This is a genomic window from uncultured Aggregatibacter sp. (assembly GCF_938046485.1).
Taxonomy (GTDB): Bacteria; Pseudomonadota; Gammaproteobacteria; order Enterobacterales; family Pasteurellaceae; genus Aggregatibacter.
The window spans coordinates 1-26,791 of record NZ_CALIWN010000074.1 but is presented as its reverse complement, the minus strand read 5'-3'; the positions used below and the strand labels follow the sequence as shown (position 1 = coordinate 26,791).

The window sequence follows — 26,791 nt, the reverse complement described above, 5'->3', positions numbered from 1 at the left end:
GGGTTAAATAACGTACCGTGCGTGGTTTGGTCGTGCAACAAGTTGCACGCTACGAGGGGTTAAATAAAAAATCTGCACCTTAATTCGTTGAAAAGTGAGTCCAACTTCTGGGGTGCAGATTATAAATGATGCTTTTTTATTGGCGTTATTTCTCCAAATGCTTAATTTTCTTGATCACGTTCGATGTGGAAAAACCATTCTCAAAATTCAACACTTTCACATCGCCACCGTTTGCCCAGACTTCTTTACTACCGGCAATGTCTTCCGGTTTATAATCACCGCCTTTCACCAATAAATCTGGCAAGACTTCACCAATTAAACGTTGCGGCGTATCTTCATCAAAGGCAACCAACCAATCCACAGAAGAAAGACCAGCAAGCACAGCCATTCTCGAGGCTAAATGATTAATCGGTCGTTCTTCCCCTTTTAAGCGTTTTACCGATTCATCCGTATTCACAGCAACAATTAAACGATCACCTAGCTTACGGGCATTTTCTAAGTAAGACACGTGACCAGGATGCAAAATATCAAAACACCCGTTTGTCATCACGATTTTCTCGCCACGATCTTTTGCCAATTTAACGGCTTGTTTCAATTCAGCTTCGCTCATCACGCCAAAACCAGTGGTAGTTCGCCCATGAATCGCATTTTCCAACTCGACGGTTGAAACGGTTGATGTGCCCAATTTACCCACCACAATACCGGCGGCCACATTGGATAAATAACAGGCCTCTTCAAAACTACGGCCATCCGCTAACGCGATTGCAAGCACACTGATCACCGTATCGCCCGCCCCTGTCACATCAAAGACTTCTTTAGCCTCTGTCGGCAAATGGAATACCGGTTGATTTGGACGCAATAAGGTCATGCCTTTTTCAGAACGTGTCACCAAAAGTGCGGTGAGATTGATGTCTGAAATGAGTTTCAGACCCTTGTCGATAATCTCTTGTTCGGAATGACATTTCCCCACGACCGCTTCAAATTCGGACATATTCGGTGTTAACAAAGTGGCTCCACGATAACGTTCAAAATCCGTCCCTTTCGGATCGATCAATACCGGCACATTGGCATTACGCGCAATTTGAATCATTTTTTGTACATCATTTAAGGTGCCTTTGCCGTAATCCGAAAGCACTAAAGCACCGTAATTTTTGACCGCACTTTCTAATTTTTGTAATAAATTTTCGCTTGTCACATTTTGAAAGCCTTCTTCAAAATCAAGACGTAAAAGCTGTTGATGACGGGATAAAATACGCAACTTGGTAATTGTTGGATGGGTAGATAATTGGACAAAGTTACAATCGATTTTTTGTTGTTGTAATAATGTGGTTAATGCAACACCCGCCTCATCCTGACCGGTCAAACCAAGTAACTGTACCGGCACATTTAATGACGCAATGTTCATCGCCACGTTTGCTGCACCGCCCGCACGCTCTTCATTTTTCTGAACGCGTACCACCGGCACCGGCGCTTCCGGCGAAATTCGATTGGTCGCACCAAACCAATAGCGATCCAACATCACATCGCCTAATACCAAAACTTTTGCCTGATTAAATTGTGCAGAATATTGAGCCATTTGATTTTCTCTTAACTGATTGAAATAAAAATTTCGCTAATATTACCACAGCAAAAATGCTATTTCCCCAAAATTCCGTTAAACTAAAAACCTATTGAAGTCACCCTGTAATCCTTATGGCAAAATCCGTTCTTCCAACATTTAAAATTGAATTTCTCCATCCCAAACACTGGGGCTTTTGGCTCGCTCTCGGTATTTTCCGCTTAATTCTACTTCTGCCCTACCCTATTTTATGCAAAATTGGCAATGGATTAGGTTGGCTGTTTGCGAAAACCGGTGTGGGCAAACGTCGCGCTAAGATCGCGAAACGTAATCTGGAACTTTGCTTTCCTGACTGGTCAGAACAACACATTCATCAGATTTTACAAGCCAACTTACGCGCCACCGGAATGGCGATTATTGAAACAGGTATGGCGTGGTTTTGGTCTGATCGTCGTATAAAAAAATGGTCAAAAATTGAAGGGCTTGACTATTTAAAAGACAATTTGGCAGACGGCATCATTTTCGTTGGCGTGCATTTTTTAACGCTGGAATTAGGCGCTCGTATTGTTGGCATTCATCAACCGGGCATTGGCGTTTATCGCCCTAACGACAACCCATTGTTTGATTGGCTTCAAACACAAGGGAGATTACGTTCCAATAAAGCAATGCTGGATCGTAAAGATCTCCGTGGCATGATTAAGGCAATACGAAATGGCGATATTATTTGGTATGCACCGGACCACGACTATGGTCGAAAAAATGCCGTTTTCGTGCCGTTCTTTGCGGTTCCTCATGCTGCAACAACAACCGGCAGTTATTACTTATTAAAGTCTTCTCCAAACAGTAAAGTGATTCCTTTCGCGCCGCTTAGAAACGCAGATAATTCCGGCTATACGGTCACCATCTCTCCGCCGGTGGATTTTTCTGATTTGCATGATGAAACTGAAATTGCAGCAAGAATGAATCAAGTGATTGAGAAAGAGATTATGAAGGGGGTTGAACAATATATGTGGTTACATCGTCGTTTTAAGACGCAACCGAATGAAGAAAACCTCTATAGTGAATAAACTTTAACAATATTTCTCATAAAAAAAGTGCGGTTAAAATCCATTTTGTTTTTTAACCGCACTTTGTTTTATGTGTTGATTGATGTCTGTTCTAGTTAGCCATTAATGCCTTTGAACAATGCTTTGGCTTTCACTTGCTTACCTTCAGCTTCATTTTTCAGGTCTTCTTCAAGTTTAGAAAGCACTTCTTCACGATACCATTTCGGGTGGTGTTTTTTCGCCCAGCGAACAGTTACCCAACCCTCAACAATGCCACGAATGGAACCTTTCACCCAAAATGCCATATACATATGCACTAAGATACCGGTGAACAACATGAATGCACTCGCAGAGTGAAGAAGAATCGCAATTCTCAATACTGGGATAGAGAAATAATGCGAGAAATATTGACGCCACATAATAATGCCGGTCACAAGCAAGGTTACCATTGCCAAATTTAATGTCCAGAATAACATTTTTTGACCCAGGTTATACTTGCCGTTATCAGCAACAGCGTGCTCATTTCCCTTTAAGACTTCCAACATCCCTTTTGCCCAACGAATATCGTTCTTCTCCGGAATATTATGATCCCAGTAAAGATAGCCGAGATAAATAAAGGCAAAGAACATTAAGATACCGGTGAACGGGTGGATTGCCCGAGCCAATTGTGGTGTCCCTAAAATCTCAGTTAGCCACGCAAAGTCCGGGAAGAAAAATGCCACACCGGTGAACATCGTCATAAAGAAGCAGATAACAAGTAGCCAGTGGCTTAAACGCGCAGGCGTTCTATGACGAATGATTCGAGTATCATTACTAATCTCAATCTTACTCATCTTTGCCTCCTTTGTCTGCTTCTTCAAATTCATGGTGATGATCTTCCACATCTTCTTCTACGTTTGGGCCCACCGTTAAGTAGTGACCAATTTCAGCCAAGGCTAAACCGCCCATGGCAACCGCAGCAACCGGTTTCAAGATATCTTTCCATAAAGTAATGCTTGGGTCGATTTGCGGATCTTTCGGAAGACCGGAATACAATTCAGGTTTATCCGCATGATGTAACACATACATCACGTGTGTGCCACCCACACCTTCCGGATCGTAAAGACCGGCATTTTCATAGCCACGTGCTTTAAGATCAGCGATGCGTTTTTCCGCATAGACTTTCATTTCTTCTTTAGAGCCGAAACGAATTGCACCGGTCGGACAGGTTTTCACACAAGCCGGTTCTTGTCCCACAGAAACACGGTCAACACAAAGGGTACATTTGTACACACGATTGTCTTCCGGATTCATACGTGGAATGTTGAACGGACAGCCTGCGATACAGTAACCACAACCAATACATTTATCAGATTGGAAATCCACAATACCGTTTGCATATTGGATAATTGCACCCGGTGCCGGACAGGCTTTTAAGCAGCCCGGCTCTTGGCAGTGCATACAGCCATCTTTACGAATTAACCATTCTAAACGATCGTTTTCTTCTACTTCGTTAAAGCGCATCACTGTCCATGCTTTTGCATTGAGATCTACCGGGTTATCGTAGATCCCCACACATTGTGCATTAACGTCAGAACGAATATCATTCCATTCTGAACAACCCACTTGACAAGCTTTACAACCGATACAGGTTGTTACGTCAATGAGTTTTGCCACTTCAACTTTATGATCACGCGCATGCGGTGCCGGCGTTAAACCGGACGTTGCGGAGATCTTAATAATATCTTGCGTTTGAACGCCTTGAGCAGTTCCTGCCATATTATGCCTCCGCCTTTTCGATATTTACCAAGAATGTTTTGTATTCTGGTGTTTGCGTGATTGCCTCACCCCAAGATGGTGTTAAGGTATTAGTAGAGAATCCACGGTTACCTTTACCATTTAAGGCTTTCATATTCCAGTGAATCGGAAGACCCACATGGTGTACGGTACGTCCATCGATTTCTAAATCTTTCAAACGTTTCGTTACCACTGCAACAGCTTTAATATAGCCACGGCGAGAAGTAATTTTCACCATATCACCTTTTTGGATGCCTTTTTCTGCCGCCAATTTTTCACCGATTTCCACAAATTGTTGTGGTTGTGCAATGATATTTAACGCAGATTGTGCCGTCCAACTGTGGAAATGCTCGGTTAAACGATAAGTGGTTGCCACATATGGGAAATCTTTATTTGAGCCGATAAATTCACGGTCTTCTTTATAAATACGAATTGTCGGATCAGAGACTACACTTGGATGCAGTGGGTTAGTATCAATCGGACTTTCGATCGGTTCATAATGCTCAGGCATCGGACCATTTGCAATTTTATCTACCGCAAATAAACGCCCTACACCTTCTGCGGACATAATAAATGGACCGGTGTCAGAACCTGGTGGTTGTGTGCCATAGTCAGCGACATCAAACCAGTTCCAGTTTTTACCATTCCATTTAATTAATTGACGGTGTTTATCCCAAGGGTTACCGTTAATATCCAATGAAGCACGGTTATAAAGAACGCGGCGGTTTGCCGGCCATGCAAAGCCCCAACCTAAAGTACAGCCTAAACCGGATGGGTCAGAGTTATCACGGTTTGCAGTTTGATTACCTTTTTCTGTCCACTGACCGGTATATAACCAGTTACCGGCAGAGGTTGTACCGTCATCACGCAAGTGTGCAAAGCCACTGAGTAATTGACCTTTTTTGTACATTAAATTGCCGTTAGCATCATACAGATCTTCAAGTGCATAACCATTTAATTCTTTGGCTAATTCTTCCGCACTTGGTGAGTGAGGAATACCATAATTCCATGTCATGGCTTCAAAAGATTCAATACCGCGACCGCCTTCTTTCTTATAGAGCTCGTGCATTTCTTCACGAATCATCGAAAGAATATCCACATCCGGTAATGCTTCGCCCGGTTGGTCGCAAGATTTTTCATGCCATTGCGCCCAACGACCAGAGTTGACAATAGAACCGTCTTCTTCTGCGAAACAAGTGGTTGGCAAGCGGAACACTTCTGTTTGGATTTCAGCAGAATTCACGTTATTTGATTCGCCAAAGTTTTTCCAGAATTCAGAAGATTCAGTTTGAAGCGGATCCATCACGATTAAGTATTTTAATTTGCTCATACCGGCAACGGTTTTGTTCTTGTTCGGTAATGAGTTTAATACGTTGAAACCTTGTAAGATCCAACCGTTTAACTTGCCTTCATTCATTAACTTAACATTCGTGATAGGGTCGTATAAGCGGTCTGCTTTCGGCAAGAAATCGAAACCCCAACCGTTTTCTTTGGTGGCTTTATCACCATAGAACGTTTTCATCATACTCACGAAGAATTTCGAGGTATTACGATAATAGTTTACTTGGTTTGGTACGATATCTTTCGGTGTAATCGCATTGATATACTGCTCATAAGAGGTATCTTTGTCGTTTGGTAAACGCATATAACCCGGTAAAGACATCGGCAATAAGCCCATATCCGTTGTACCTTGTACGTTGGAGTGTCCACGTAATGCATTAATACCACCACCCGGCATACCCATATTACCTAGGAGCAATTGGATCATCGCCATAGAACGAATATTTTGCGTACCGATTGTGTGCTCGGTAAAGCCTAACGCATATAAGTGCGTCATGGTTTTATTCGGTGCAGAGGTTTTACCAATTTCTTCACAGATTTGTAAGAAGGTTTTTTGTTTCACACCGGTGATACGTTCAACCATTTCCGGCGTATAGCGAGAAACGTGATCTTTCAAGATATTAATCACACAGCGTGGATCTTGTAAGGTCATATCACGTTTAGCATGGCCATTTTCATCGAATTGGTAGTTCCATTTAGATTTATCGTAAGTGTGTTTTTCTTCATCAAAGCCCACAAATAAACCATCTTCAAATTTGAAACCTTCATCCACTAAGAAGGACGCATTGGTGTAGTGTTTAACGTATTCGTGTTGAATTTGATTAGTTTCCAATAAGTAACGGATCACACCCATTAAGAATGCAATATCAGAACCGGAACGAATTGGCGCATGAAAGTCAGCTACAGAAGCCGTACGGTTAAAGCGCGGGTCAACTACGATGAGTTTCGCACCGTTTTTCTTCGCTTCAATTGCCCAACGGAAGCCAACAGGGTGGGCTTCAGCAGGGTTACCCCCTTGAACAAGAATAAGATTGGCGTTTTTGATGTCAACCCAGTTATTTGTCATGGCACCGCGACCAAATGATGGAGCAAGACTTGCTACCGTTGGTCCGTGTCAAGTATTCGCTTGGTTACACATCGGCACCATGCCCAACATCCGCACCCATTTATGAGTCAGTAGTGCGGCCTCGTTGCTCATGGCGGAGGCGGTCATAATCCCTGTGGTTGTCCAACGGTTAACCGTTTTGCCACTTGCATCTTTTTCAACGAAGTTGGCATCACGGTCATCTTTCATTAGACGGGCAATGCGTTTAATTGCATCTTGCCAAGAAATGCGTTCCCATTTATCGGAACCCGGTGCACGATATTCAGGGTATAACGCACGGCTTTCACTATTGATATAGTCTAAGGCACCGGCACCCTTCGGACATAATGCCCCACGGCTGACCGGATGATCCGGGTCACCTTCGATATGGAACAATTTAGAGCGGGTATTGGTTGAGGTATGGCCGCTTAATGTATTAGATGGAATACCTGTACTATACATCAACATACCGCAGCTTACGGCACAATATGTACAGGTTTGACGCGATTCTTTCGCACGCAATAGTTTGTATTCGCGTGGTGCAGCTAAGGCTGTGGACGGTGCAAAACCTAACATCGCAACGGATGTTCCGGCCATACCGCCAGCACAGACCTTGAAGAATTTTCTTCTTGAGATCTGCATAAATACTCCCCACAATCAACAAAACTTGTTGTTGATCTTTGTTTAATGTTTAATAGTTATAAATCACATTTGAGTAGATAACTTAGTCATCGATTTTGTTAAAATAGTATTACAATTAAACGCCACCGAGACTAAACCTAACGTAACAAGAGATACGATCTATCTATTCGTTAGCGTGCGCTAGAATACCTATTTTTCAAACATAAATCTATAATCACTAATAATTAAAAGGACAAAAAAAATTGAGTTGGATCACAAAAAGAACAATTAATTTTATCAAAAATTTAACAAATCCGGCGACATCGGACAGTGACATCATCGTCACCGAAAGACAGGATACCTTGGCGAAAGAAATACCTGTTGCCCTCGTGTATAACGACATCGCCCATACCGTCATGATGTGTTCACCACGAGATTTAGAGGATTTTGCCATGGGCTTTTCCCTCACAGAAGGCATTATCGACAAGCCGGCGGATATTTATGGCATTGATATCGAGGAAGTGTGTAACGGCATAGAAGCCAGAATTGAACTGGCAACCCGCTGCTTTGTAGCATTGAAAGATCACCGACGAACCTTAACCGGACGCACCGGTTGTGGCATTTGCGGTGCAGAACAAATTCAACAGGTATATAAAAACGTTGCAAAATTAGACCGCACTTTAACGTTCAACGTCCGTCAATTCGATACTTGCTTGCAACAATTATATGAGGCACAAGAACTTGGCAAGCAAACCGGCTCCACACATGCCGCGGCATTTTTTTCTGCAGAAGGGAAACTACTCGCCATTCGTGAAGATGTCGGTCGCCATGTGGCATTAGATAAATTATTGGGATGGCACGCTAAAGCTGACACGCCACGGGGGTTTATCGTTGTCACCAGTCGCGCCAGTTATGAAATGGTGCAAAAAACCGTTTCTTGTGGTATTGAAATGCTTGTTGCGATTTCTGCCGCAACGGACCTCGCCGTACAAATGGCGGAACAATATAATCTAACCCTTGTTGGGTTCGCCCGAGAAGGTAGAGCAACGATCTATAGTGGTAAAGAAAGATTGCTGACTCCCCTCCCTTAATTCATTCGAACATGAGATTTATCAAAAAAATCCCCCGCACTTTTCAGCTTGGGGGATTTTTTATTTTCCAGTTGAATTATGGATTAACGAATTTTTCGCCTAATTCAATATCTGCACGCAATGTCGGCAACATCGCGTCTAACGCTTGTTGCTCAAACGCGCTAAGTTTGCCTATCGGCAAAATTTCTTCCACGCCTTCCTTACCGAAACGAACCGGTTGAGCAAAGAAGCGAGCATATTTACCATCGCCTTCCACATAGCTACATTCAACCACCGTTTCGCCTTGTAATCCGCGTACTACCGCATTGGCAAAACGTGCCGCCGCTTGAGCCATGGATAAGGTTGCAGAACCGCCACCGGCTTTCGCATTTACCACTTCAGTACCGGCGTTTTGAATACGTTTGGTTAATGGTTCGATTTCCTCCTCTTTCCATTCCACGTATGGCACTTGAGATAATAAAGGAAGAATGGTCACGCCGGAGTGTCCACCAATTACCGGCACGGTTGTACGATAAACGTTTAAGCCTTTTAATTCGGCAACAAAGGTTTCAGAACGAAGCACGTCTAATGTGGTCACACCGAATAATTTACGTTTGTCATAAACACCGGCTTTTTTCAAAACTTCTGCTGCAATCGCAACAGTCGTATTTACCGGATTGGTAATGATCCCAATGCACGCTTTTGGACAGGTCACAGCAACTTTTTCAATTAAGTTGCGTACGATGCCTGCGTTAATATTGAATAAATCTGAGCGATCCATACCCGGTTTACGTGCTACGCCGGCAGAAATCAGCACGACATCCGCGCCTTTTAATGCAGGTGTCGGATCTTCACCGGCAAAACCTTCCACTTTAACCGCGGTCGGAATGTGGCTGACATCCACAGCAACGCCCGGGGTTACCGGTGCAATATCATAAAGTGATAGCTCGGAACCTGCCGGCAACTGTAGTTTTAGCAATAATGCTAATGCTTGACCGATACCGCCTGCGGCACCTAAAACGGCAACTTTCATTTCATTCTCCTCATATCGTAAGAAATGGATAGTTAAAAATTTGTGAAAATTGTACGCTCCCCTATTTTTAAATTCAAACGGGCAAATGCAAATCTGTGAGCAAATTCAAATTTTTTCTGCGAATACAAAGAGGAAAATCGCTTAATAACGTTTTTGCTGACTCTGAGCATCCTGTTCCCGCAACCAGTCCAACTTCTCCTTAATCTTAATTTCCATCCCTCTTGTCGTCGGAAAATAAAATTGTGTGTCTTTAAGTTCTGGTGGGAAGTAGTTTTCACCGGCAGCATAGGCATGAGGTTCATTGTGGGCATAACGGTATTCGGCACCGAAGCCCAAATCTTTCATGAGATTGGTTGGCGCGTTGCGGAGGTGTTCCGGCACATCAAAATCAGCTGATTCCGTCGCCAATTTTTTCGCTGCTTTAAAAGCAAGGTAAACCGCATTGCTTTTCGGTGCAACGGCTAAATACACGATAGCTTGTGCAATGGCGCGTTCGCCTTCAGCAGCACCAACGCGGGTAAAGCAATCCCAAGCGGCAAGAGCGACTTGCATTGCGCGCGGGTCAGCATTGCCCACATCTTCCGAGGCGATCGCCAACAAACGGCGTGCCACATAAAGGGGATCACCGCCGGCAGTGATAATGCGGGCATACCAATAGAGTGCCGCATCCGGTGCGGATCCGCGAATGGATTTGTGTAGCGCAGAAATGAAATCGTAGAAACGGTCGCCTTGTTTGTCGAAGCGCGCTTGGCGTTCACCTAAGACTTCCGTGAGTAAAGTGCGGTCTAAAATTTTGCCGTTTTTCGATTCGACCGCCATATCCACCATCATTTCGAGGCAATTCAACGCAAGGCGTGCATCGCCGTTGACATATTCTGCCAAAAGCGACAACAAATTCGCCTGCAAATCTAACCGCACTTTGCCCAAGCCGTTTTCCAGATCATCAATGGCTTGTTGCAACACACGCTCAATTTCCTGCGTGGAAAGGGGTTTGAGAATATAAACCCGGGCACGGGAAAGCAGCGCGTTATTTAATTCAAAGGAGGGATTTTCTGTGGTGGCGCCGATAAAAATAATGGTGCCGTCTTCGATATGCGGCAGAAAGGCATCTTGCTGGCTTTTGTTGAAACGATGCACTTCGTCCACAAACAGAATGGTACGCAGACCCGCCAACTTATTTTGTTTGGCTTTTTCGATAGCTTCGCGAATTTCTTTAATGCCGCTGGTGACGGCGGAAATACGCTCCACTTCCGCCTGAATGCGTTGCGCGATAATTTCCGCCAAGGTGGTCTTGCCGGTGCCGGGTGGCCCCCAGAAAATCATGGAATGGACGTATCCTGCCTCAATGGCTTTGCGTAACGGTTTGCCTTCACCCAATAAATGCGACTGGCCGCAATATTGCGCCAAAGTAGTTGGGCGCATTCTGGCGGCTAAAGGGCGAAAGTCATTTTCGTTGAAATCAAAGCTAAAATTAGACATGGTTCAATTCGCTTATTTTTTACGTTGGTCGTCCAATTCTATACCCTTTGGAACGGTGAATTTAAACAAACTGCCATCTAAATTTTGGTTGGTAATATTGCGCAAAATATATTGATTAGACTGCCCGTCTTTCTCAATGGTACTAAAACCTTTTAATACGCCATTTGGATCGATACGAATATCAAATTGCTTGATATTGCTGTTTTTGGCTTTCGGTTTTAACACGAACCTGTCATCTTTTTGTTCCACCGTATATTGCGCCCAATGGCTTTTGTCATTACTGGTGAGCAACACGAACGGCGTATTATTTACCGCATCTTTTACCCAATTGGCCGTCACTTGTTCCACAAACGGGTCATAAAACCAAAGGGTTTTCCCATCGGCAATAATTTGGGTTTCTTGCGGCGATTTGGTGTCCATGCGGAACAAATTCGGACGTTTGATTCGTAATTTTCCATTACCTTGTTGTACGTTGCTGCCGTTTGCCGACATCACCGTTTGGGCAAAATCCGCACTCAATACACTCACTTTATTTAAGCGATTTTGTAACTCAATATCGGCATTTGCCCACACCATAGAGGCCATCGCAAAAAGAGAAAGTGCGGTGAGTTTTTGGCGTATTTTTTTCATAACATAATTCCTTTTTAACACAATGCGTCAGGAAGACGGAATTACCGCCAACGCGGTTTTACATGTGGCGCATTATAGCCAGATCACCTGACGAAATGCAAAATCAGCAATGCATTTCTTGTGCGTTCACACAGATTCAGATTGACATAAAACAAAAAGTGCGGTCAAAAAACACCATGAATTTTAACCGCACTTTAGTCTTATTATTCAGCTAGTTCTGTTTGCTCGTGTGTCATTAATTCTTGACCAACGTCATCTAGCAAACTTAAGTAGCGTTCATAATGTTTCAACATATCAGCAATCAATTCGTCTTGATCCATATATTGCACATCATAACCCACTCGTCCATCAAAGAAATAGGTGTATGGCTCATAGGTCATGCTATGTTGGATATGTGGCAAGTTATCATCATTGATTAATTGCTCTGACACCTCGCGACCAATAGATTTTACCCCGTACATGAAGTCTCGCATCAACTCTTTCTGAATGACTAACTCGACTGCAGGCTCATCTTGATCAAATAACGTGTTAATTTGCACGCTCAAGTCATATTTGCTAATCAACTCTTGGCGTAATTCTCGCATAGCCGGTAATACCGTATGCTTAAGGAATCGCAAAATATCTTTTTCTTGCGTTTGGTTCATCATTTGTTCCAAACGTTCTTTCCACTTATCCCCCGTCCAGAAAATACTGGTTGGATTAACTTTGGTATCAAAATATTTTTTATCCGCATTCAAGCCTTTCCATAGACTAAAACACATCAACAACATCAACATGGCAAAAGGTAACGCCACTAACAATGTCATTGCCTGTAGATTTGCCAAACCACCTGATTGCATCAAAACAATGGCGACAACTGACATTAATACGCCCCACATCACCGCTTGCCAACGTGGTGCTGCAAGGCTTTTATCACGTGATGCAATGTTATTTAATACATAAATACCGGAGTCTGCTGAGGTGATAAAGAATAAAGAAATCACCACCAAACTCACTAAACCCGTCACACCAGAAAGCGGTAAATAATCTAAGAATTTAAAGAGCAACGTTTCAGGTGAAGAAATCATTTGTCCTAACGCACCAGCAGCCTCACCATCATTTAACCAAATAGCCGTGTTACCAAATACGGTAAACCACAAAACACCGAACAAGCTAGGAATTACCAACACGCCGAAAATAAATTCACGAATTGTACGTCCTTTTGAAATACGAGCAATAAATAAACCGACAAATGGTGCCCAAGAACACCACCATGCCCAATACAAAATCGTCCAACCGCTAAACCAACCAGTATGTTCTTGTTCATAAACATAGGTTTTGAAGGTTAATTGTACTAAGTTGCTGAGGTACGTTCCGATGTTGTCGCTAAAAGCGGATAACAAATAAAGTGTCGGACCTGCCACTAACACGAAAATCAACAAGCAGAAAGCTAATGTTAAATTCAGCTCACTTAAGATTTTTACTCCTTTTCCTACGCCAGAAATCGCGGAAAATGTCGCTAAACTCATTACCGCGGCAATCACGATAATTTGCAGACTAAAGCTATTTTCACTAATCCAGCCTAATTGATGTAAGCCAGCCACCAATTGAGAAGCACCGAAACCTAACGTTGTGATGATACCGAATAAGGTAGCAAGTAGCGCCATTATGTCGATAAGATCGCCTAACTTGCCATTAATACGCTCTTTCAATAATGGATAGAAACAAGAGCGTAATGCCAAAGGTAATTTGTAACGGAATCCAAAGTAAGCCAATGCCAACGCAATCGTGCCATACACCGCCCAGGCATGAATTCCCCAGTGGAATAAGGTGTGTAGCAAGGCTTCTTGTTGCTTATGCTCTGCGCTACCTGTGGTAATATCAGATAAGTAATGCGTTAAGGGTTCAGCTACACCAAAGAACATCAACCCTACACCCATACCGGCAGCAAATAACATCGCTAACCAAGAGAGAAAACCGAATTCAGGCTCTTCTTCATCATTGCCTAATTTGATATTACCTAGGCTACTGACTGATAAAATGACTAAAAAGCCTAAAAACACTGAGAATGCTAATACGTAAAACCAACTAAAGTTGGCAAAAATGCCCAATTTGGCAGCATTTAATAAAGTTTGCGTTTGTTCCGGTGCGATTAAAATCATCGCAACGAGTAACACCACAAAAAATAACGTAGCACCAATCACTAAAGGATTGAACGACGTTTGCTTTTCCATAAATTTAGATAAAGACAATGCTTTCCCCTTAAATTAAGTGAATAAAAATAAAATCAGATTAAATAAAACAAGGCATTAAGCCCTAAATAGTGCGATGGAACCATCGCAAATGACAGCACGGAGAAGTGCGATTTTGAAGGAAACGCTCGGTAGGATTTGAGTGGATTGTTTCCAAAATTGCATTTATGGTATCAAAAAATACCAATTATTTCAAATTAGGAAAATATTGATGGTATTTAATTTAATTCGTATTTTTAACTGATATAATGAATTACAAAACTTGCTCAAACAAGACAGTAAAAGAAAACGTTTTATTTAATGTGTTGTAGATAAAACAATTTCTTAATGCAGCTTCAGTAAGCTTATCAAACGTCTGATCATCTAAATCAGATGAAATAAAAATTTTAATTTTACAATCGGTTATGTGTGGAGGTTCATCATAACCATGCACACCAAGTAAGGTTAAAGGATTGGCGAGGTTTAGCCAAATTTTTCCTTCCATTTCTACAATATCGGCTCGTTGTTGAGCAAAATGTGCTTTTACACTGCTCAAAATGCCCCCTAAAATAGAAACAGCGAAATAATCCACCGCACTTTTTTGTAACGATTGGTTATCGAAATTGACTTGTGAATAGAGCGAAATACTGTCATTCGGTGTGAATAATTTAATTTCTTCTCCGCGTAATACGGCTCGATATTTCGCTGTAAAACATTCACTTTCAGGTACGTTATACATAACGTTCCCTCAATATTGATTTTGCCTCATTTAACACCTTAAGTTTGGCTTCAATAATGTCAAATCCATTTAAAGGGCGGTTAGAAAAAGTGGCAAATCCACAATCTGGATTTAGCCAAATTTGCTCTGGTGGAAGGTAATTTAAGGCTTTTTCTGCTCGTTGAACAATCTGATCTACGGTTTCTACCTCATCAGAACGAGGATTGATGACGCCTAAGCCTAAAATACATTTTTGTCTTAATATTTCACTTTCTAACAACGAACTTAATTCTCCCGCTCTTGGCGTAGAAAATTCGAGCATTAAAATGTCAGGTAATGCCGATTCAAATAAATCCACTAATGATGTATAAGGTCCGCGCAGTAATACGCTTTCATCTTTGCTCCAGTTGCCACGACATACATGTAATGCCGTCTTGATATTTTTATTTCTTGCATACTCAAAGATTTGAGTAATTAAACTTTTTGCAAACTGTAGTTCTGATGCAAAATCTTGTTTTTCGCTTAACGCTGCACACATAAATGAACGTGTTTGATGATGGCTAAAAATAACTTCTGTCAAAATAGGCTCATCAAATTGAACTACACTGACGCCCAGTTTACATAAATGATCAATTTCTTGCTTTAAGATAGTAACAACATCTTTTGCCATTTCTTCTTTTGATGAATAATGTTGTCCAGACACAGGCGAAAGCCACATGGAGCGAGCCATTAAGTAAGGCCCTGGCAAGGTTGCTTTAATTGGTTGCTTGGTTAGATTTTTTAGTAGTAGCATTTCATCTGCGACTAAAGATTGTTTGTATCTGATTTTTCCCACGCAAATAGCATTTTTTATGGAAAGTGCGGGAACATCCAAGGTTTCTAGCATTGACTCAAAAATTTGCTTTTCTTTAATGTGATCGAGCATTTCACTCATGCTCATTAAGGTCGCGCCTTGAATTTTTTGTGCAATAAAAGAAAGGTAATTGTCGCGAAGTAATTCGCCACTCGTGATAATATCAATGCCAGTACGTTGTTGAAGTTCGACAATTTGTTTTGTTTCTTGAACAACGATTTGCTCAAGCTCTGCTGTGGTTATTTTACCGAGTGCGTGCTTTTTACGCGCCATCAAAAGTGCTTGGCTACGAGGCATTGAGCCTAAAAGGGAAGTAGTGAAAGGTTTCATAGAAAATCCACAATGATGGGCGTTTATCGCACGCCCATCATGACATATTGATCTTAAAAGAATTTTAAATATTCATTGGCAGCTTGTAATTGAGCAAAACCTTTTGTTCTACCCGCAACCCAACGTTTTAATCCTTCCAAATCCATCATTTCTTTATGTTCTGGATTGTTGTAATCCATTTTGAACAAGGTTTCGGTGAATGCATTGAATTTGGTTTCATCTAATCCCACGCGTCCACTAAAAATACAATGGTCAAATGATGGTGTTTTTGCGAGTACTCGAACTGTTGCTGGATCGAGTGTGCCATCTTTTGTCCAACGTTCAAAGTTGAAATCTAACATCCATGTTGCCGCGACTTGGCGATCTTTTAATGCATTAGCTGCATCTAATTCACCGCCTACATGATCGCCGTGCAAACCAACACCCACATCAAAGCGTTTTTCTACATAACCTTGACCAAATTCCAAGCCATGTTGATGTAAAAACTCGATAGGAATTAACCGCGCTTGTGGAGAATCAATTGCACCAAAAGCAATAGTTTTATTTTTTAAATCTTCAATAGATTGGATAGTTGGATCATTAACAACTAAATAGCTTTGACGATCTTGGTCGGTATCACGCATTGCACCATTTAAGGTTTTACCACCACTACGTAAGTAACCATCTAGCCAAGCTAGGGGAGAATTCCACGCTACATCAATTTCATTATTGAGTAACGCATCAACTTGCCCTTTGTAGTCTTTGAAATACACGGGTTCAATAGGGAAACCTTCTTTTTCGAAAAAGTCAGCAATAATGCCCCAAATAACCGTCACTTGTGGAGCGTAGATGACCGCCCCAATTTTTAATTTCTCACTCATTTTTCACCGCACTTTATGGAATTTGTTGACCTGTAATGGCTTTACCTAACCAAATATTTAGCACATCGACACTTGGCGCCATCACTTGGCTTGCTAATGCATCGCGTAAATAGCGTTCCATTGGTCCCATTTTGTTATAAGCCTTGCCACCGCCAATACGCATACCAATTTGAGCAAGAGCAATAGCGTTTTCGCTCGCGAGAATTCGGGCAGCTAATAATTTAGCTAATGCATCTGCATCACCTTCTGTGGCTGCACGAGCCGCATCTCGCGTAGCACATACAGCAGCGTTTGTGTTTGCATAGATTTTAGCTAAGTGAATTTGCACGGTTTCAATTTCAGCTAATGCAGTGCCCGATGTGTATTTACGGTGTGTTGAATGTTTAATTGCCTCAGTAAGCACGGCTTTACATACGCCGCTATAGACAGCTGCCAAACCACAAATAAAGGCTGGCGCAATGCCACCAAATACTTGTTCTGCGCCTGTGCCAACTTCGCCAATACGCCAGCTACGATCTAATGGCATATCGGTCATGCGCATAAAGCAAGAGACATTGCTACGCATACCTAAGCCATTCCAGCTATCGGCTTCAAAAGTTAAGCCTTGAGTGCCAAGTGGAAGCACCCAGTTATCAATAGCTTCACCATTTTCGGAAGGCAAAAGCGCTAAATAATAAGAGGCATAATTGCCCGATGTCACCATGGATTTTAAGCCATTAAATACTGCATGTTCAGCATTAAATTGTGCGGTTGCATCGGTAATATAGAAGTGAGTCCCCGTGCCTAATTCACTATAGGCGAGTGCGGCAAAGGTTTGATTTTGAACAATATCAGAAAAGATTTTTTGTTTGAGTTGATCGCTGCCGAATAGATTTAAACAATTCACTGCAACGTTACTCATCATGTAACAGAGACCTGCAGAGGCTGAACTTTCAGCTAATGCCATACAGACTTCAGCGTGTTCTTTTAGGGTTAATCCCATTCCGCCGTATTCTTTTGGAATTAAAAGTGAAAACCAACCGGCTTTACCTAATTCCTTAAATGCCTGAACAGGAAATTCTTTTTTTTGATCGAGTTCGTCGGCGTAAGGCTCAATAAACTGTTCCGCTAACTTTCTCACCTGAGTATAGATTTGCGACATAATATATCCTTATTGTGTGTTGAGAAAAACTTTCTACGAGGCCGATATTATTATACTATCGGCGCAATTTCTTTTTTCTAGTATTTAATTCACAATAATTTCAGTAATGTGATGTGGATCATGTTTTTTTAGACCGTGAAGATTCACGGGGAAAAAGTGCGGTCAAAAAACACCATGAATTTTAACCGCACTTTGACGTTCTCAAATACGCGATTGAGCTTAGTCTAAACGTTTGAACATTTTTAACCAATCTGCTTTAAATTCACGGCGCATATTATTTATCGCATCGATAATATCGTGGTGAACCAGCTGTTCATTTTGAATCCCAACGCAATAGCCGCCTTTACCTTGCAGCAACAAGTCAATCGCATAAACGCCCATGCGGGAGCCGAGGATACGGTCGAATGCACATGGTGTACCGCCACGTTGGATATGGCCTAAAATGGTGGCGCGAGTTTCATGGTGAACGCGTTCTTCAATTTCTTTTGCTAACTCATTCACATCACAAATTAACTCGGTAATCGCAATAATTGCATGGCGTTTACCTTTAATGATACTGCGTTCAATTTGGCGAATCAGTTCTTCGCGGTTAAATTCCACTTCGGAAGCCACGATATATTCACAACCACCGGCAATCCCAGCTGAAATGGTAAGGTCGCTGCAGTGGCGCCCCATGATTTCTACGATAGAAATACGTTGGTGGGAACTGGAGGTATCACGTAAACGGTCGATCGCTTCAACTGCTGTTTCTAAGGCAGTTTGGTAGCCGATGGTATAGTCGGTGCCGGCAACGTCGTTATCGATTGTCCCCGGAATCCCAACGCATGGGAAACCGTGTTCTTCGGTCAATAATTTCGCCCCCATGTAGGAACCGTCCCCGCCGATAACAACGAGAGCATCAATGCCGTGAGAACGTAAAATATCGGCGCATTTGGCGCGGACCTCAGGATTTTTAAATTCCGGAAAACGGGCAGAACCTAAACAGGTGCCGCCGCGGTTGATAATGTCAGATACGCTATAACGGGTTAATTGCTTAATATTGTTATGGTATAAGCCATAATAGCCGTCATAGATACCATAAACTTCTAACCCTTCAGACAACCCTGCGCGAACCACTGCGCGAATTGCCGCATTCATGCCCGGAGCGTCGCCGCCACTTGTTAGTACTGCAATTTTTTTGATCATGCGTTATTCCTATTAAAATATAAAAGAATGAATGTTAAAAACTGTATAAATTATATCACTTTTTTATCTAACTGCATTTCCTGTTGCACAACAAATGTGGGTTCCGGATGAATCACAATATCACTGCGCGGAAATGTCTTACATAGGCAACGTTCCAAATGTTCGGTGATATCATGGGCTTCAATAAAAGACAGTTCATCGGCTAATTCTAAGTGAAACTGAATAAAACGAATGGCACCGGAACGACGAGTTCGTAGCGCATGGAAACCGAGCATTCTTGAATCTTGAGCAATTTCTTGATTAAGTACGGCGTGAATTTGTTCAATTTCCTCCGGCGGTAACATTTGATCAAGCAACAACTGTGTTGAGCTAAACAGCATTTTGGCTGCATTTAATAAAATATAAAGGGAGATTAAAATCGCAAAAACTGCATCTGCCCATAAAATACCGTGCACACTTAAGCCTAAGGAAATCAAAATGGCAAAGTTCATCAGCAAATCTGTTTGATAATGCAACCGATCCGCTTTAATTGCCGGGCTATCTGTTTGTTCAATTACGCGTCCTTGATACCACACTAATAATAGTGTCGCAAAAATGGAAAATACGGTGACCAACATACCCAGTATTGTATTGTTCAAGGTTTGCGGGGAATTAAAACGGTGTATGCCTTGCAGTAACAAGAAAATCGCCGAACCGGAAATAAACGCACTTTGCACGAGCGAAGCCAGGGATTCCGCCTTGCCATGCCCAAAAGAATGGTTGTGATCCGCCGGCATGAGCGCAAATCGCAAGATCAGCATATTCATAAACGATGCCAGCAAATCCAACATGGAATCGGTGATAGAGGCTAACATACTCACCGAACCGGTTTGCCACCAAGCGATGCCTTTCGCAATAATCAAAATCAACGCCGTGATAATGGCAAAATTGGCCGCTTTTTTGACTTGCGCGGAATATTCTACAGCAGACATTAAGCTTTACACGATAACAGCCAATCGGCTTTCATTAACTGTTTCATTTCTTTTTCCACCACGTATTTTTTCAGGTGGTTAATAACCCGTTTTCCGTTCATATTCATCATCTTATGATTTTTAGGAATCTTTAATGAATATTGATATTGCACAAAGCCACAAAACGGCAGCTCTTTACCTTTCGCCACATCAATTTGCCAATCTTTATTTTCTACAGAAGGCTCATAAATCACATAAGCATAAAGCGTATTATCCTGAGCATAGAGGTGGAAATTTTTTATCCCGGTGTTAGTATAAATCCGTTTACGCCAGTCAATACGTTCCTGTAAAGTGCGTTTTTGTTTGTTACGATCTAACAAAATTTCCACCGCACTTTGCCAATGCTGTGCGCTTTCGTTCGGTAAGACATAAAAATAACGAACGACCGACTCCAGATCCTGTTTCGTGGCTAAGTGATAGGTTTTCTTGTTGTGCTCTACCGTTTCAGGCGCATTAAGTTGCGGTGGGCTGACACAGGCCGATAAAAAAAGTGCGGTTAAAATAACAAGTATTTTTTTCATCATGTTTATTCCGCCAAATCCCGTTTAAAGACAAATTCTGTTTGAGTAGATGCCGCGCTGTCAAACCAGTAGCCGCCAAGGTCAAATTCCTTGAGCTGTTCTACGTCGCTAAGGCGATGTTGAATGAGATAACGACACATTAAGCCGCGTGCCTTTTTAGCATAGAAGCTAATCACTTTATACTTCCCATTTTTGTTATCTAAGAAGATCGGTTTGATAATCTGCGCTTTTAATTGTTGCTCTTGCACCGATTTGTAATATTCATCAGAGGCTAAATTAATTAAAACGCTACCTTGTTCATCAATTGCTTGTTGTAACACCGGAGTGATGACGCCCTTCCAGAACGCATATAAATCCTTGCCTTTCGGGTTAGCGAGTTTTGTCCCCATTTCCAAACGGTATGGCTGGATTAAATCTAATGGCGTTAATAAGCCATATAAGCCGGATAAAATACGCAAGTGTTGCTGGGCAAATAACACATCTTCTTCGTTGAGGGATTCAATCTCTAATCCGGTGTAAACATCACCTTTGAACGCATAAACTGCCGCCTTGGCATTGTGTTCGTTATGGTTTTGTTGCCATTCGGCAAAACGGGCGGCATTAAGTCCCGCGAGTTTATCGCTGATTGACATTAATGAGCCGATGTCTGCCGGTGTCAGCTCACGGCAAATATCGATCAGTTGTTGGCTTTGTGTTAAAAAGTGCGGTTGAAAATGCGGGAGTTTTTTAGGGACTGCGCTTTCAAAATCTAATGTCTTCGCAGGTGAAATAATGGCTAACATAAACAATCCTGTAATGGTTCTGATAACAACGCTAAAGCGCGCTTAATTGCCAATTAATCGGGGCAATACCCTGTTGTTGTAAATAGGCGTTGGTTTTCGAAAAATGGCGGCAGCCGAAAAAGCCACGATGGGCAGATAGCGGCGACGGATGCACCGCGGTTAAAACGCAATGCTTGTGGCGATCAATGAATTGCCCTTTTTTCTGTGCCGGGCTACCCCATAATAGAAAGACCAGATTTTCGCGATGTTGATTCAAGGCTTCAATCACTTTATCGGTGAAAATTTCCCACCCCCAATTGGCGTGGGAATGGGCTAAACCCTGTTCTACGGTTAAAACCGAGTTAAGCAATAACACGCCTTGCTGTGCCCATTCCACTAAATAACCGTGATTCGGCATTTGAAAGCCTTCAATGTCATCGGACAATTCTTTATACATATTTAACAAGGACGGTGGCGGTTTGATACCGGGTTTAACGGAGAAAGACAAGCCATGCGCCTGATTTGGCCCGTGGTAAGGATCTTGCCCTAAAATCACCACTTTGACTTGATCAAATTCGGTTAACTTGAACGCGTTAAACACATCATGCGCCGGCGGATAAATGATTTTACCGACCTCCCGTTCTGCGTGAACTCGCTGCAAAACGTGCTGGAAATAAGGCTGTTGTTTTTCTTGTCCAATCACATCTGTCCAAGTTCTCATCATGGCGTCCCAATCAATTTTGAATGACGGAAATTATAAAGAACCTAAGGCAAAATTCATAGCCATAAGTTGCCTTTCTTAGTTTCTAAAATGTAAGAAAAATATCTCAATTCTGTGAAATGTTAGAGAAAAATGACGCAATATTATTGATTAAAATCAAATACCTCAAAATAATTAAAAAAAGACTTTGGTTCTACATCAAATTTATTTGAAAACTTCAAAAGTTTTGATAGAATCCGCTCAGTTCAATTAATATACAGAAAAGCCAAACTTAGGAGGCATTTTATGATTAAAGGTATCCAAATTACCCACGCTGCTAACGACAATCTTTTAAACTCTTTCTGGTTGTTAGATAGCGAAAAAGGTGAAGCCCGTTGTTTATGTGCAAAAGGTGATTACGCGGAAGATCAAATCGTTGCCGTAAGCGAATTAGGTCAAATCGAATACCGTGAATTACCGGTAAACGTCGCACCAACTGTGAAAGTAGAAGGCGGTCAACACTTAAATGTGAACGTATTACGCCGTGAAACATTAGAAGATGCGGTAAAACACCCTGAAAAATATCCGCAATTAACTATCCGTGTTTCCGGTTATGCCGTGCGTTTTAACTCGTTAACTCCTGAACAACAACGCGATGTTATTACCCGTACTTTCACTGAAAGTTTGTAATTTCATATTGAGTAAAAAGAACCCCCGATAAATTCGGGGGTTTTGCTTTTTTCCCCCATGTTTTCCGATCATTCAGTATGACCACTTGGGCAGTGAAAATAAACGGAAAGTATAGGGTGCTGTCAGAAACGAAACTTACGTTTAATCCGTGGGTAATAAATACCCATGGCTAGACATAGTTGCTCACTTTTGGGGAACTTGCAGTTTGTAAAATAATTATGGATATGAAACCTTATGTTTAAGAAAAAATCAATAGAGTTAAACCATGATGCATTTTCTATTCCTGAAGATGATCTATTAGTTACTGACACACCTGTTGGCTAGTATGCCATAGTTATGCTGCCCCCACACAAACCAAAGACGCAAAACAGGTGTGAACGTATTAAAGTAAAAAATGTTGTTTTTTCCACCGCTCTTTTTAACCCTTGAATTTACAATCCAAGTGCAACAAACGAATGAAACCCGTCCCAATTTGGTCATTGTGAACGTGAAGCCGTCGGAAAATGAGAAATTTAAAGCCATGGTGTTGCCGGAAATGACGCAATCCCTGAAAGTGGAGCCGGGTGTGTCGGCGATGTATGTCGCTATGGTGAAAGAACAATCGAATCGTTGGGTGTTCTTTGAAATCTACGCCAACGATGAGACTTATACGGCACACCAATGAGGTGTTGCAGGATAAGCAAAGTATCGAAATCCGTCCGACCTATTTGGTCTACAAAGGCAGCCTGGTTTTTAATGCAAGTGGCAGATAAGCTTGCACAAACGTAAAAAGTGCGGTCGAAATTCATGGTGTTTTTCGACCGCACTTTATGTTATTTCAAGAAGGAGAAGGGCGATTAAGCGACGGCTTTTAACAACTCCTCGGCAGCTAAAATGCCTAAATTGTTAGACGCAAGTGGGCTATCGCCGGTGAGCACGTTGCGGTCTTTGTTCACTTGACCTGTAATGCCTTCGTTCAATACTTTCATGCCTAAAGATTCTAAGCGTTCCGCTAATAACCATTGTAATTTGCCCGGAATGTAGCCGATATCCACGTTAGCACCTTCGTCTAACGCATCTGGGAATACGCAGATTTCATAGCCGTTGAATGGGAAATCTTCCGGTTTTTCGCCTATGCTTGCTGCTAAAAATGCTGCAGGTCCGTGACATAAGCTGATGATATATTTATCATTTGCAAACGCCCAATTTAACACCGCCTTCATATCGGTACTGAACGGAAGACCGTGTAATGCTGCGTGACCACCCGGGATCAACACACCTAAATATGGAGAATCTTCCGCTGTGACTTCCGCCAAAATATCCGCTAATTTGTGTGGATTTTTGAATTTCGGCAAGTAGGTTTCGTATAAGCCCATCACCGCTTCATCTTCGGTTGGCATCGCCCACATTTCAAATTTTACCGAGTTACCTGAAAGGGTTGCCACTTCAATTTCAAAACCAGCGTGGTGAATATGCAACATTGGCAACATCGTTTCCACAGGGTGGTTACCCGTTGAAAATAATTTGCCGTTTTTCATTTCTAAATAGCGTTCGTCAGAAGCCACCATTAAAATTTTGTATTTGCCACCTGTGTAAGGTTTGTCGAATTTAAAACCGTCGAAATCCGTTTTTTTCGCCACATATTGGCTTAATGAGTATTCTGATGGGAAAAATGCGTTATGTTCTGCACGGTCTGCTACTGGGCTTTTTAAATCTGCCATTTTTTTCTACTAATGTTAAAAGAATGTTTAAAAAAGATTGTTTGTTGTAATGGGGGCATTATATCCTAGTCTTTCAGTTTGAAAATTAATAGAATAAGAATAAACTATTCTGAAAAAAGGAATAATGATGAATAAATTAGAAGCTCTTCGTTATTTTTGCTCCGCTGCGGAAACCCTTAATTTCCGTGAAACCGCTCAACGCCTTGCCGTTTCGCCCCAAGTAGTCACGAAAATGATTGCCGATCTCGAAACGTTATTAGGCGAAAGCCTGTTCAAGCGTAACACGCGAAACATCAAACTCACCGAATTTGGCGAGCAATTTTTACCAAAGGCCACGCAATACTTGGCGGAAGGCGAACAGCTATTTGCTAAAAACAATGTAAAAGAAAAAGCAATGCAAGGTGTAGTTCGGATTACCCTGCCGCCGATGCCTTACAACGATGAAATTCTGTTTGAATTATTGACCGCACTTGAGCCCTATCCCGACATTGCGATTGATTGGCGAGTGGGCATTGATAAGCTCAAAAGTGTAGATGACCAAATTGACATTGGCTTGCGAATTTGCCAAGAACCTGAGTTGGATTGGGTGGCGCAGCATATCTGCACTTTTTCGGAAAAAATTGTCGCCTCGCCCGCCTTACTCAAGCGATTGGATTTCCCTAAAGATTTGCAAGATTTAGCCCAAAATTATCCACTGAGTGGTTTGATTGACCCCAAACTGAAACGTATTTGGCAATGGCAAATCAACGCTGAACAACGTTTTATGCCCAACAGAGCGATATTCTTCGCCTCTGACGTGCAAAGCGAATTGCAATCAGCTCTCGCTGGGCGCACTTGTTCTTATCTTATAAACAGCGTTTGTGATCCCTATTTAGAAAATGATCGATTGGTGGAACTCTTCCCCGAAATTGAAAAGCAAAAATGGCAGCTTTATTTATACCGACCATATCAAACGATCGTCGCAGAGCGGGTGATGTGGGTGTATAACAGGCTGAAAGAGATTTTGTTAGCAAAAATAGTTCAGACATAAAAAATGGCGAGATAATCTCGCCATTTTTGTTTCACGATTGCTTATCCACAATCGCTTTCAACATCGTGTAAGATTGGGCTTGCTTTTGTTCATCAAAAATATAGCTCACTGCCATAATTTCATCAAAATGTACCCGTTCGCGTAATTGCTTGAGTTGAAATTCTACGCTTTCAGGACTACCGATAAGCGAACAAGCGGTCATTTGTTCTACTACGGCACGTTCTTGGTTGTAAATCGGGATTTCCTCGAAATCGACTGGACCAAAGTGCGGTTTCTTTTGAGCGTGCATTTGAGCTTTCCAAACATCTTCCTCTGATGCCAAAGGCGGTTGTAAATTTTGTTGCGCGTTAGTGACCACATTTAAGAAAAATAGTGTTTGTGTTGTCGCCAGTTGTCTCGCTTCATTATCGGTTTCGGCAACAATCGCGTTCACACCTAAGATGACATAAGGCTCAGTAAGATAGGTAGAGGGTTTGAAGTTTTTGCGATAAATCTCCACCGCCATTTCCATCATGCGTGGTGCAAAGTGTGAAGCAAAGGCATAAGGCAAACCAAGCTCTGCCGCAAGATAGGCACTTTCGGTACTGGATCCTAAAATATAAAACGGTATATCCAAGCCTGCGGAAGGGTAAGCTGAAACAGGATTGCTATCTTTAAAGTAACCTCGAAGTTCCGCGATTTCCGCAGGGAAATCCAGACTGTTTCGTCCACGACGAAGTGCTGCAGCCGTTTGCATATCCGTTCCTGGTGCACGGCCTAAACCGAGTTCAACACGGTTTGGATAAAGCGTCTCCAGTGTGCCATATTGCTCAGCCACCACATAAGGCGAATGATTCGGTAACATCACGCCACCTGAGCCCACGCGCAAGGTCTTCGTATTGGCTAGCGTATGCTGAATTAAAAGTGCGGTCGCTGAACTCACCAAATTTTTCATATTATGATGCTCAGCAATCCAATAGCGTTCAATGCCAATGCGCTCCGCGTGTTTTGCAAGATTCACCATCGAATCGACCGCTTGCGCATAAGTTTGCCCTTCACGAACGGGGGCAAGATTGAGAATAGAAAGTTTCATGGTGTTTCTCCTTATTGATTGAGCAAAGTGAAATCCAACATCACTTTCCCAATATGCGTGCCTTTGTCCATTTCTATATGGGCTTTTGCTACGTCTTTAAAATCAAATACTTGATGAATAATCGGTTTGCCGATTTCACCGTTGCCGAGTTTTTCCCAGAGCTCGTTAATTCTGACCGCTCTTTGATGATTTACTTGTATTATACGCCGACTATCATGAGTTAAAATGCATAAAATGCGAATAAACTATTCTGAAAAAAGGAATAATATAAATAAACCCGATGCTCTGCGCTGATGAATCCCCTAATGATTTTTATCAAAATCATTAAGTTAAGGTGGATACACATCTTGTCATATGATCAAATGGTTTCGC

25 protein-coding genes are annotated in these 26,791 nt (G+C 42.1%); 5 read left to right on the top strand and 20 right to left on the bottom strand.

From position 1 onward, the window contains the following. Window positions 1-145: 145 nt before the first annotated feature. Entirely contained in the window at window positions 146-1,576 is a 1,431-nt protein-coding gene (gene hldE, locus Q0203_RS09185; RefSeq protein ID WP_297931755.1) for a bifunctional D-glycero-beta-D-manno-heptose-7-phosphate kinase/D-glycero-beta-D-manno-heptose 1-phosphate adenylyltransferase HldE, read from the bottom strand. Between the two features lie 116 nt (window positions 1,577-1,692). Between hldE and Q0203_RS09180 the strand changes: the two genes are divergently transcribed. Continuing rightward, window positions 1,693-2,625: a Kdo(2)-lipid IV(A) acyltransferase gene (locus tag Q0203_RS09180; protein WP_297931753.1), complete on the top strand. Its 933-nt coding sequence runs from the start codon at window positions 1,693-1,695 to the stop codon at window positions 2,623-2,625. Window positions 2,626-2,720: 95 nt separating this feature from the next. Here the strand turns inward: Q0203_RS09180 and Q0203_RS09175 are convergent, their stop codons facing one another. Genes Q0203_RS09175 through fdnG form a run of 3 tightly spaced genes read right to left on the bottom strand, consistent with a single transcriptional unit; the run spans window position 2,721 to window position 7,447 of the window. Beyond that, on the bottom strand, window positions 2,721-3,437 hold the full coding sequence (locus Q0203_RS09175) for a formate dehydrogenase subunit gamma (RefSeq protein WP_033002614.1): 717 nt from the start codon (window positions 3,435-3,437) through the stop codon (window positions 2,721-2,723). Continuing rightward, entirely contained in the window at window positions 3,430-4,362 is a 933-nt protein-coding gene (fdxH, locus tag Q0203_RS09170; protein ID WP_297931750.1) for a formate dehydrogenase subunit beta, read from the bottom strand. Before fdxH ends, Q0203_RS09175 begins: the two co-directional genes overlap by 8 nt. A gap of 1 nt (window position 4,363) precedes the next feature. After that, window positions 4,364-7,447: a formate dehydrogenase-N subunit alpha gene (fdnG, locus tag Q0203_RS09165; RefSeq protein ID WP_297931747.1), complete on the bottom strand. Its 3,084-nt coding sequence runs from the start codon at window positions 7,445-7,447 to the stop codon at window positions 4,364-4,366. A gap of 266 nt (window positions 7,448-7,713) precedes the next feature. Between fdnG and fdhD the strand changes: the two genes are divergently transcribed. After that, window positions 7,714-8,517: a formate dehydrogenase accessory sulfurtransferase FdhD gene (gene fdhD / locus Q0203_RS09160; protein WP_297931759.1), complete on the top strand. Its 804-nt coding sequence runs from the start codon at window positions 7,714-7,716 to the stop codon at window positions 8,515-8,517. A 76-nt stretch (window positions 8,518-8,593) separates the two neighbouring features. Here fdhD and mdh read toward each other — a convergent pair whose 3' ends face one another. The 13 genes from mdh to ung all read right to left on the bottom strand — a co-directional run bounded on the left by mdh (window position 8,594) and on the right by ung (window position 21,948). After that, window positions 8,594-9,529, bottom strand: coding sequence for a malate dehydrogenase (mdh, locus tag Q0203_RS09155; protein WP_297931744.1), 936 nt, complete (start codon window positions 9,527-9,529; stop codon window positions 8,594-8,596). A gap of 141 nt (window positions 9,530-9,670) precedes the next feature. Continuing rightward, a complete protein-coding gene (locus Q0203_RS09150; protein ID WP_297931741.1) occupies window positions 9,671-11,008 on the bottom strand; it encodes a replication-associated recombination protein A in 1,338 nt (445 codons plus the stop codon). 12 nt (window positions 11,009-11,020) lie between these two features. Further along, a complete protein-coding gene (gene lolA, locus Q0203_RS09145) occupies window positions 11,021-11,638 on the bottom strand; it encodes an outer membrane lipoprotein chaperone LolA (protein ID WP_297931738.1) in 618 nt (205 codons plus the stop codon). Window positions 11,639-11,841: 203 nt separating this feature from the next. Continuing rightward, window positions 11,842-13,869: a BCCT family transporter gene (locus tag Q0203_RS09140; RefSeq protein WP_297931735.1), complete on the bottom strand. Its 2,028-nt coding sequence runs from the start codon at window positions 13,867-13,869 to the stop codon at window positions 11,842-11,844. Window positions 13,870-14,122: 253 nt separating this feature from the next. Continuing rightward, window positions 14,123-14,587, bottom strand: coding sequence for an OsmC family protein (locus Q0203_RS09135; protein WP_297931732.1), 465 nt, complete (start codon window positions 14,585-14,587; stop codon window positions 14,123-14,125). After that, window positions 14,580-15,749, bottom strand: a complete 1,170-nt coding sequence (locus Q0203_RS09130) for a cobalamin-independent methionine synthase II family protein (RefSeq protein WP_297931729.1) — start codon at window positions 15,747-15,749, stop codon at window positions 14,580-14,582. Before Q0203_RS09130 ends, Q0203_RS09135 begins: the two co-directional genes overlap by 8 nt. Window positions 15,750-15,802: 53 nt before the next feature. Further along, window positions 15,803-16,609: a PhnD/SsuA/transferrin family substrate-binding protein gene (locus Q0203_RS09125; RefSeq protein WP_297931726.1), complete on the bottom strand. Its 807-nt coding sequence runs from the start codon at window positions 16,607-16,609 to the stop codon at window positions 15,803-15,805. Window positions 16,610-16,622: 13 nt separating this feature from the next. Next, window positions 16,623-17,750 (bottom strand): acyl-CoA dehydrogenase family protein, encoded by a 1,128-nt coding sequence (locus Q0203_RS09120; RefSeq protein WP_297931723.1) that lies wholly within the window; start codon window positions 17,748-17,750, stop codon window positions 16,623-16,625. 219 nt (window positions 17,751-17,969) lie between these two features. Next, entirely contained in the window at window positions 17,970-18,935 is a 966-nt protein-coding gene (gene pfkA, locus Q0203_RS09115) for a 6-phosphofructokinase (RefSeq protein ID WP_297931720.1), read from the bottom strand. A 50-nt stretch (window positions 18,936-18,985) separates the two neighbouring features. Next, window positions 18,986-19,906 (bottom strand): cation diffusion facilitator family transporter, encoded by a 921-nt coding sequence (locus Q0203_RS09110; RefSeq protein WP_297931717.1) that lies wholly within the window; start codon window positions 19,904-19,906, stop codon window positions 18,986-18,988. After that, window positions 19,906-20,466, bottom strand: coding sequence for a hypothetical protein (locus tag Q0203_RS09105; RefSeq protein ID WP_033002630.1), 561 nt, complete (start codon window positions 20,464-20,466; stop codon window positions 19,906-19,908). Before Q0203_RS09105 ends, Q0203_RS09110 begins: the two co-directional genes overlap by 1 nt. Before the next feature lie 5 nt (window positions 20,467-20,471). Beyond that, window positions 20,472-21,248 (bottom strand): peroxide stress protein YaaA, encoded by a 777-nt coding sequence (yaaA, locus tag Q0203_RS09100; RefSeq protein ID WP_297931714.1) that lies wholly within the window; start codon window positions 21,246-21,248, stop codon window positions 20,472-20,474. A gap of 31 nt (window positions 21,249-21,279) precedes the next feature. Continuing rightward, the gene (gene ung, locus Q0203_RS09095; RefSeq protein WP_297931711.1) at window positions 21,280-21,948 is read right to left on the bottom strand and encodes a uracil-DNA glycosylase; all 669 of its coding nucleotides are present in this window, start codon (window positions 21,946-21,948) and stop codon (window positions 21,280-21,282) included. A gap of 285 nt (window positions 21,949-22,233) precedes the next feature. Here ung and grcA point away from each other — a divergent pair, with 285 nt between their 5' ends. Beyond that, window positions 22,234-22,617: an autonomous glycyl radical cofactor GrcA gene (grcA, locus tag Q0203_RS09090; protein ID WP_021616414.1), complete on the top strand. Its 384-nt coding sequence runs from the start codon at window positions 22,234-22,236 to the stop codon at window positions 22,615-22,617. Window positions 22,618-23,011: 394 nt separating this feature from the next. After that, window positions 23,012-23,281, top strand: coding sequence for an antibiotic biosynthesis monooxygenase (locus Q0203_RS09085; protein ID WP_297931708.1), 270 nt, complete (start codon window positions 23,012-23,014; stop codon window positions 23,279-23,281). Window positions 23,282-23,453: 172 nt separating this feature from the next. Here Q0203_RS09085 and hchA read toward each other — a convergent pair whose 3' ends face one another. Continuing rightward, entirely contained in the window at window positions 23,454-24,317 is an 864-nt protein-coding gene (gene hchA / locus Q0203_RS09080; protein WP_297931705.1) for a glyoxalase III HchA, read from the bottom strand. Between the two features lie 127 nt (window positions 24,318-24,444). Here hchA and Q0203_RS09075 point away from each other — a divergent pair, with 127 nt between their 5' ends. Beyond that, window positions 24,445-25,347 carry a LysR family transcriptional regulator gene (locus Q0203_RS09075; RefSeq protein ID WP_297931701.1) on the top strand — a complete coding sequence of 301 codons (903 nt, stop codon included), beginning with the start codon at window positions 24,445-24,447 and terminating at the stop codon, window positions 25,345-25,347. Between the two features lie 31 nt (window positions 25,348-25,378). On the opposite strand, the gene Q0203_RS09070 is transcribed toward Q0203_RS09075, so the two are convergent. Both Q0203_RS09070 and Q0203_RS09065 read right to left on the bottom strand, forming a co-directional pair. Next, window positions 25,379-26,419, bottom strand: coding sequence for an LLM class flavin-dependent oxidoreductase (locus tag Q0203_RS09070; RefSeq protein ID WP_021616411.1), 1,041 nt, complete (start codon window positions 26,417-26,419; stop codon window positions 25,379-25,381). Between the two features lie 11 nt (window positions 26,420-26,430). Then, window positions 26,431-26,619, bottom strand: a complete 189-nt coding sequence (locus tag Q0203_RS09065; protein ID WP_255345154.1) for a zinc-binding dehydrogenase — start codon at window positions 26,617-26,619, stop codon at window positions 26,431-26,433. Between the last annotated feature and the right edge of the window lie 172 nt (window positions 26,620-26,791).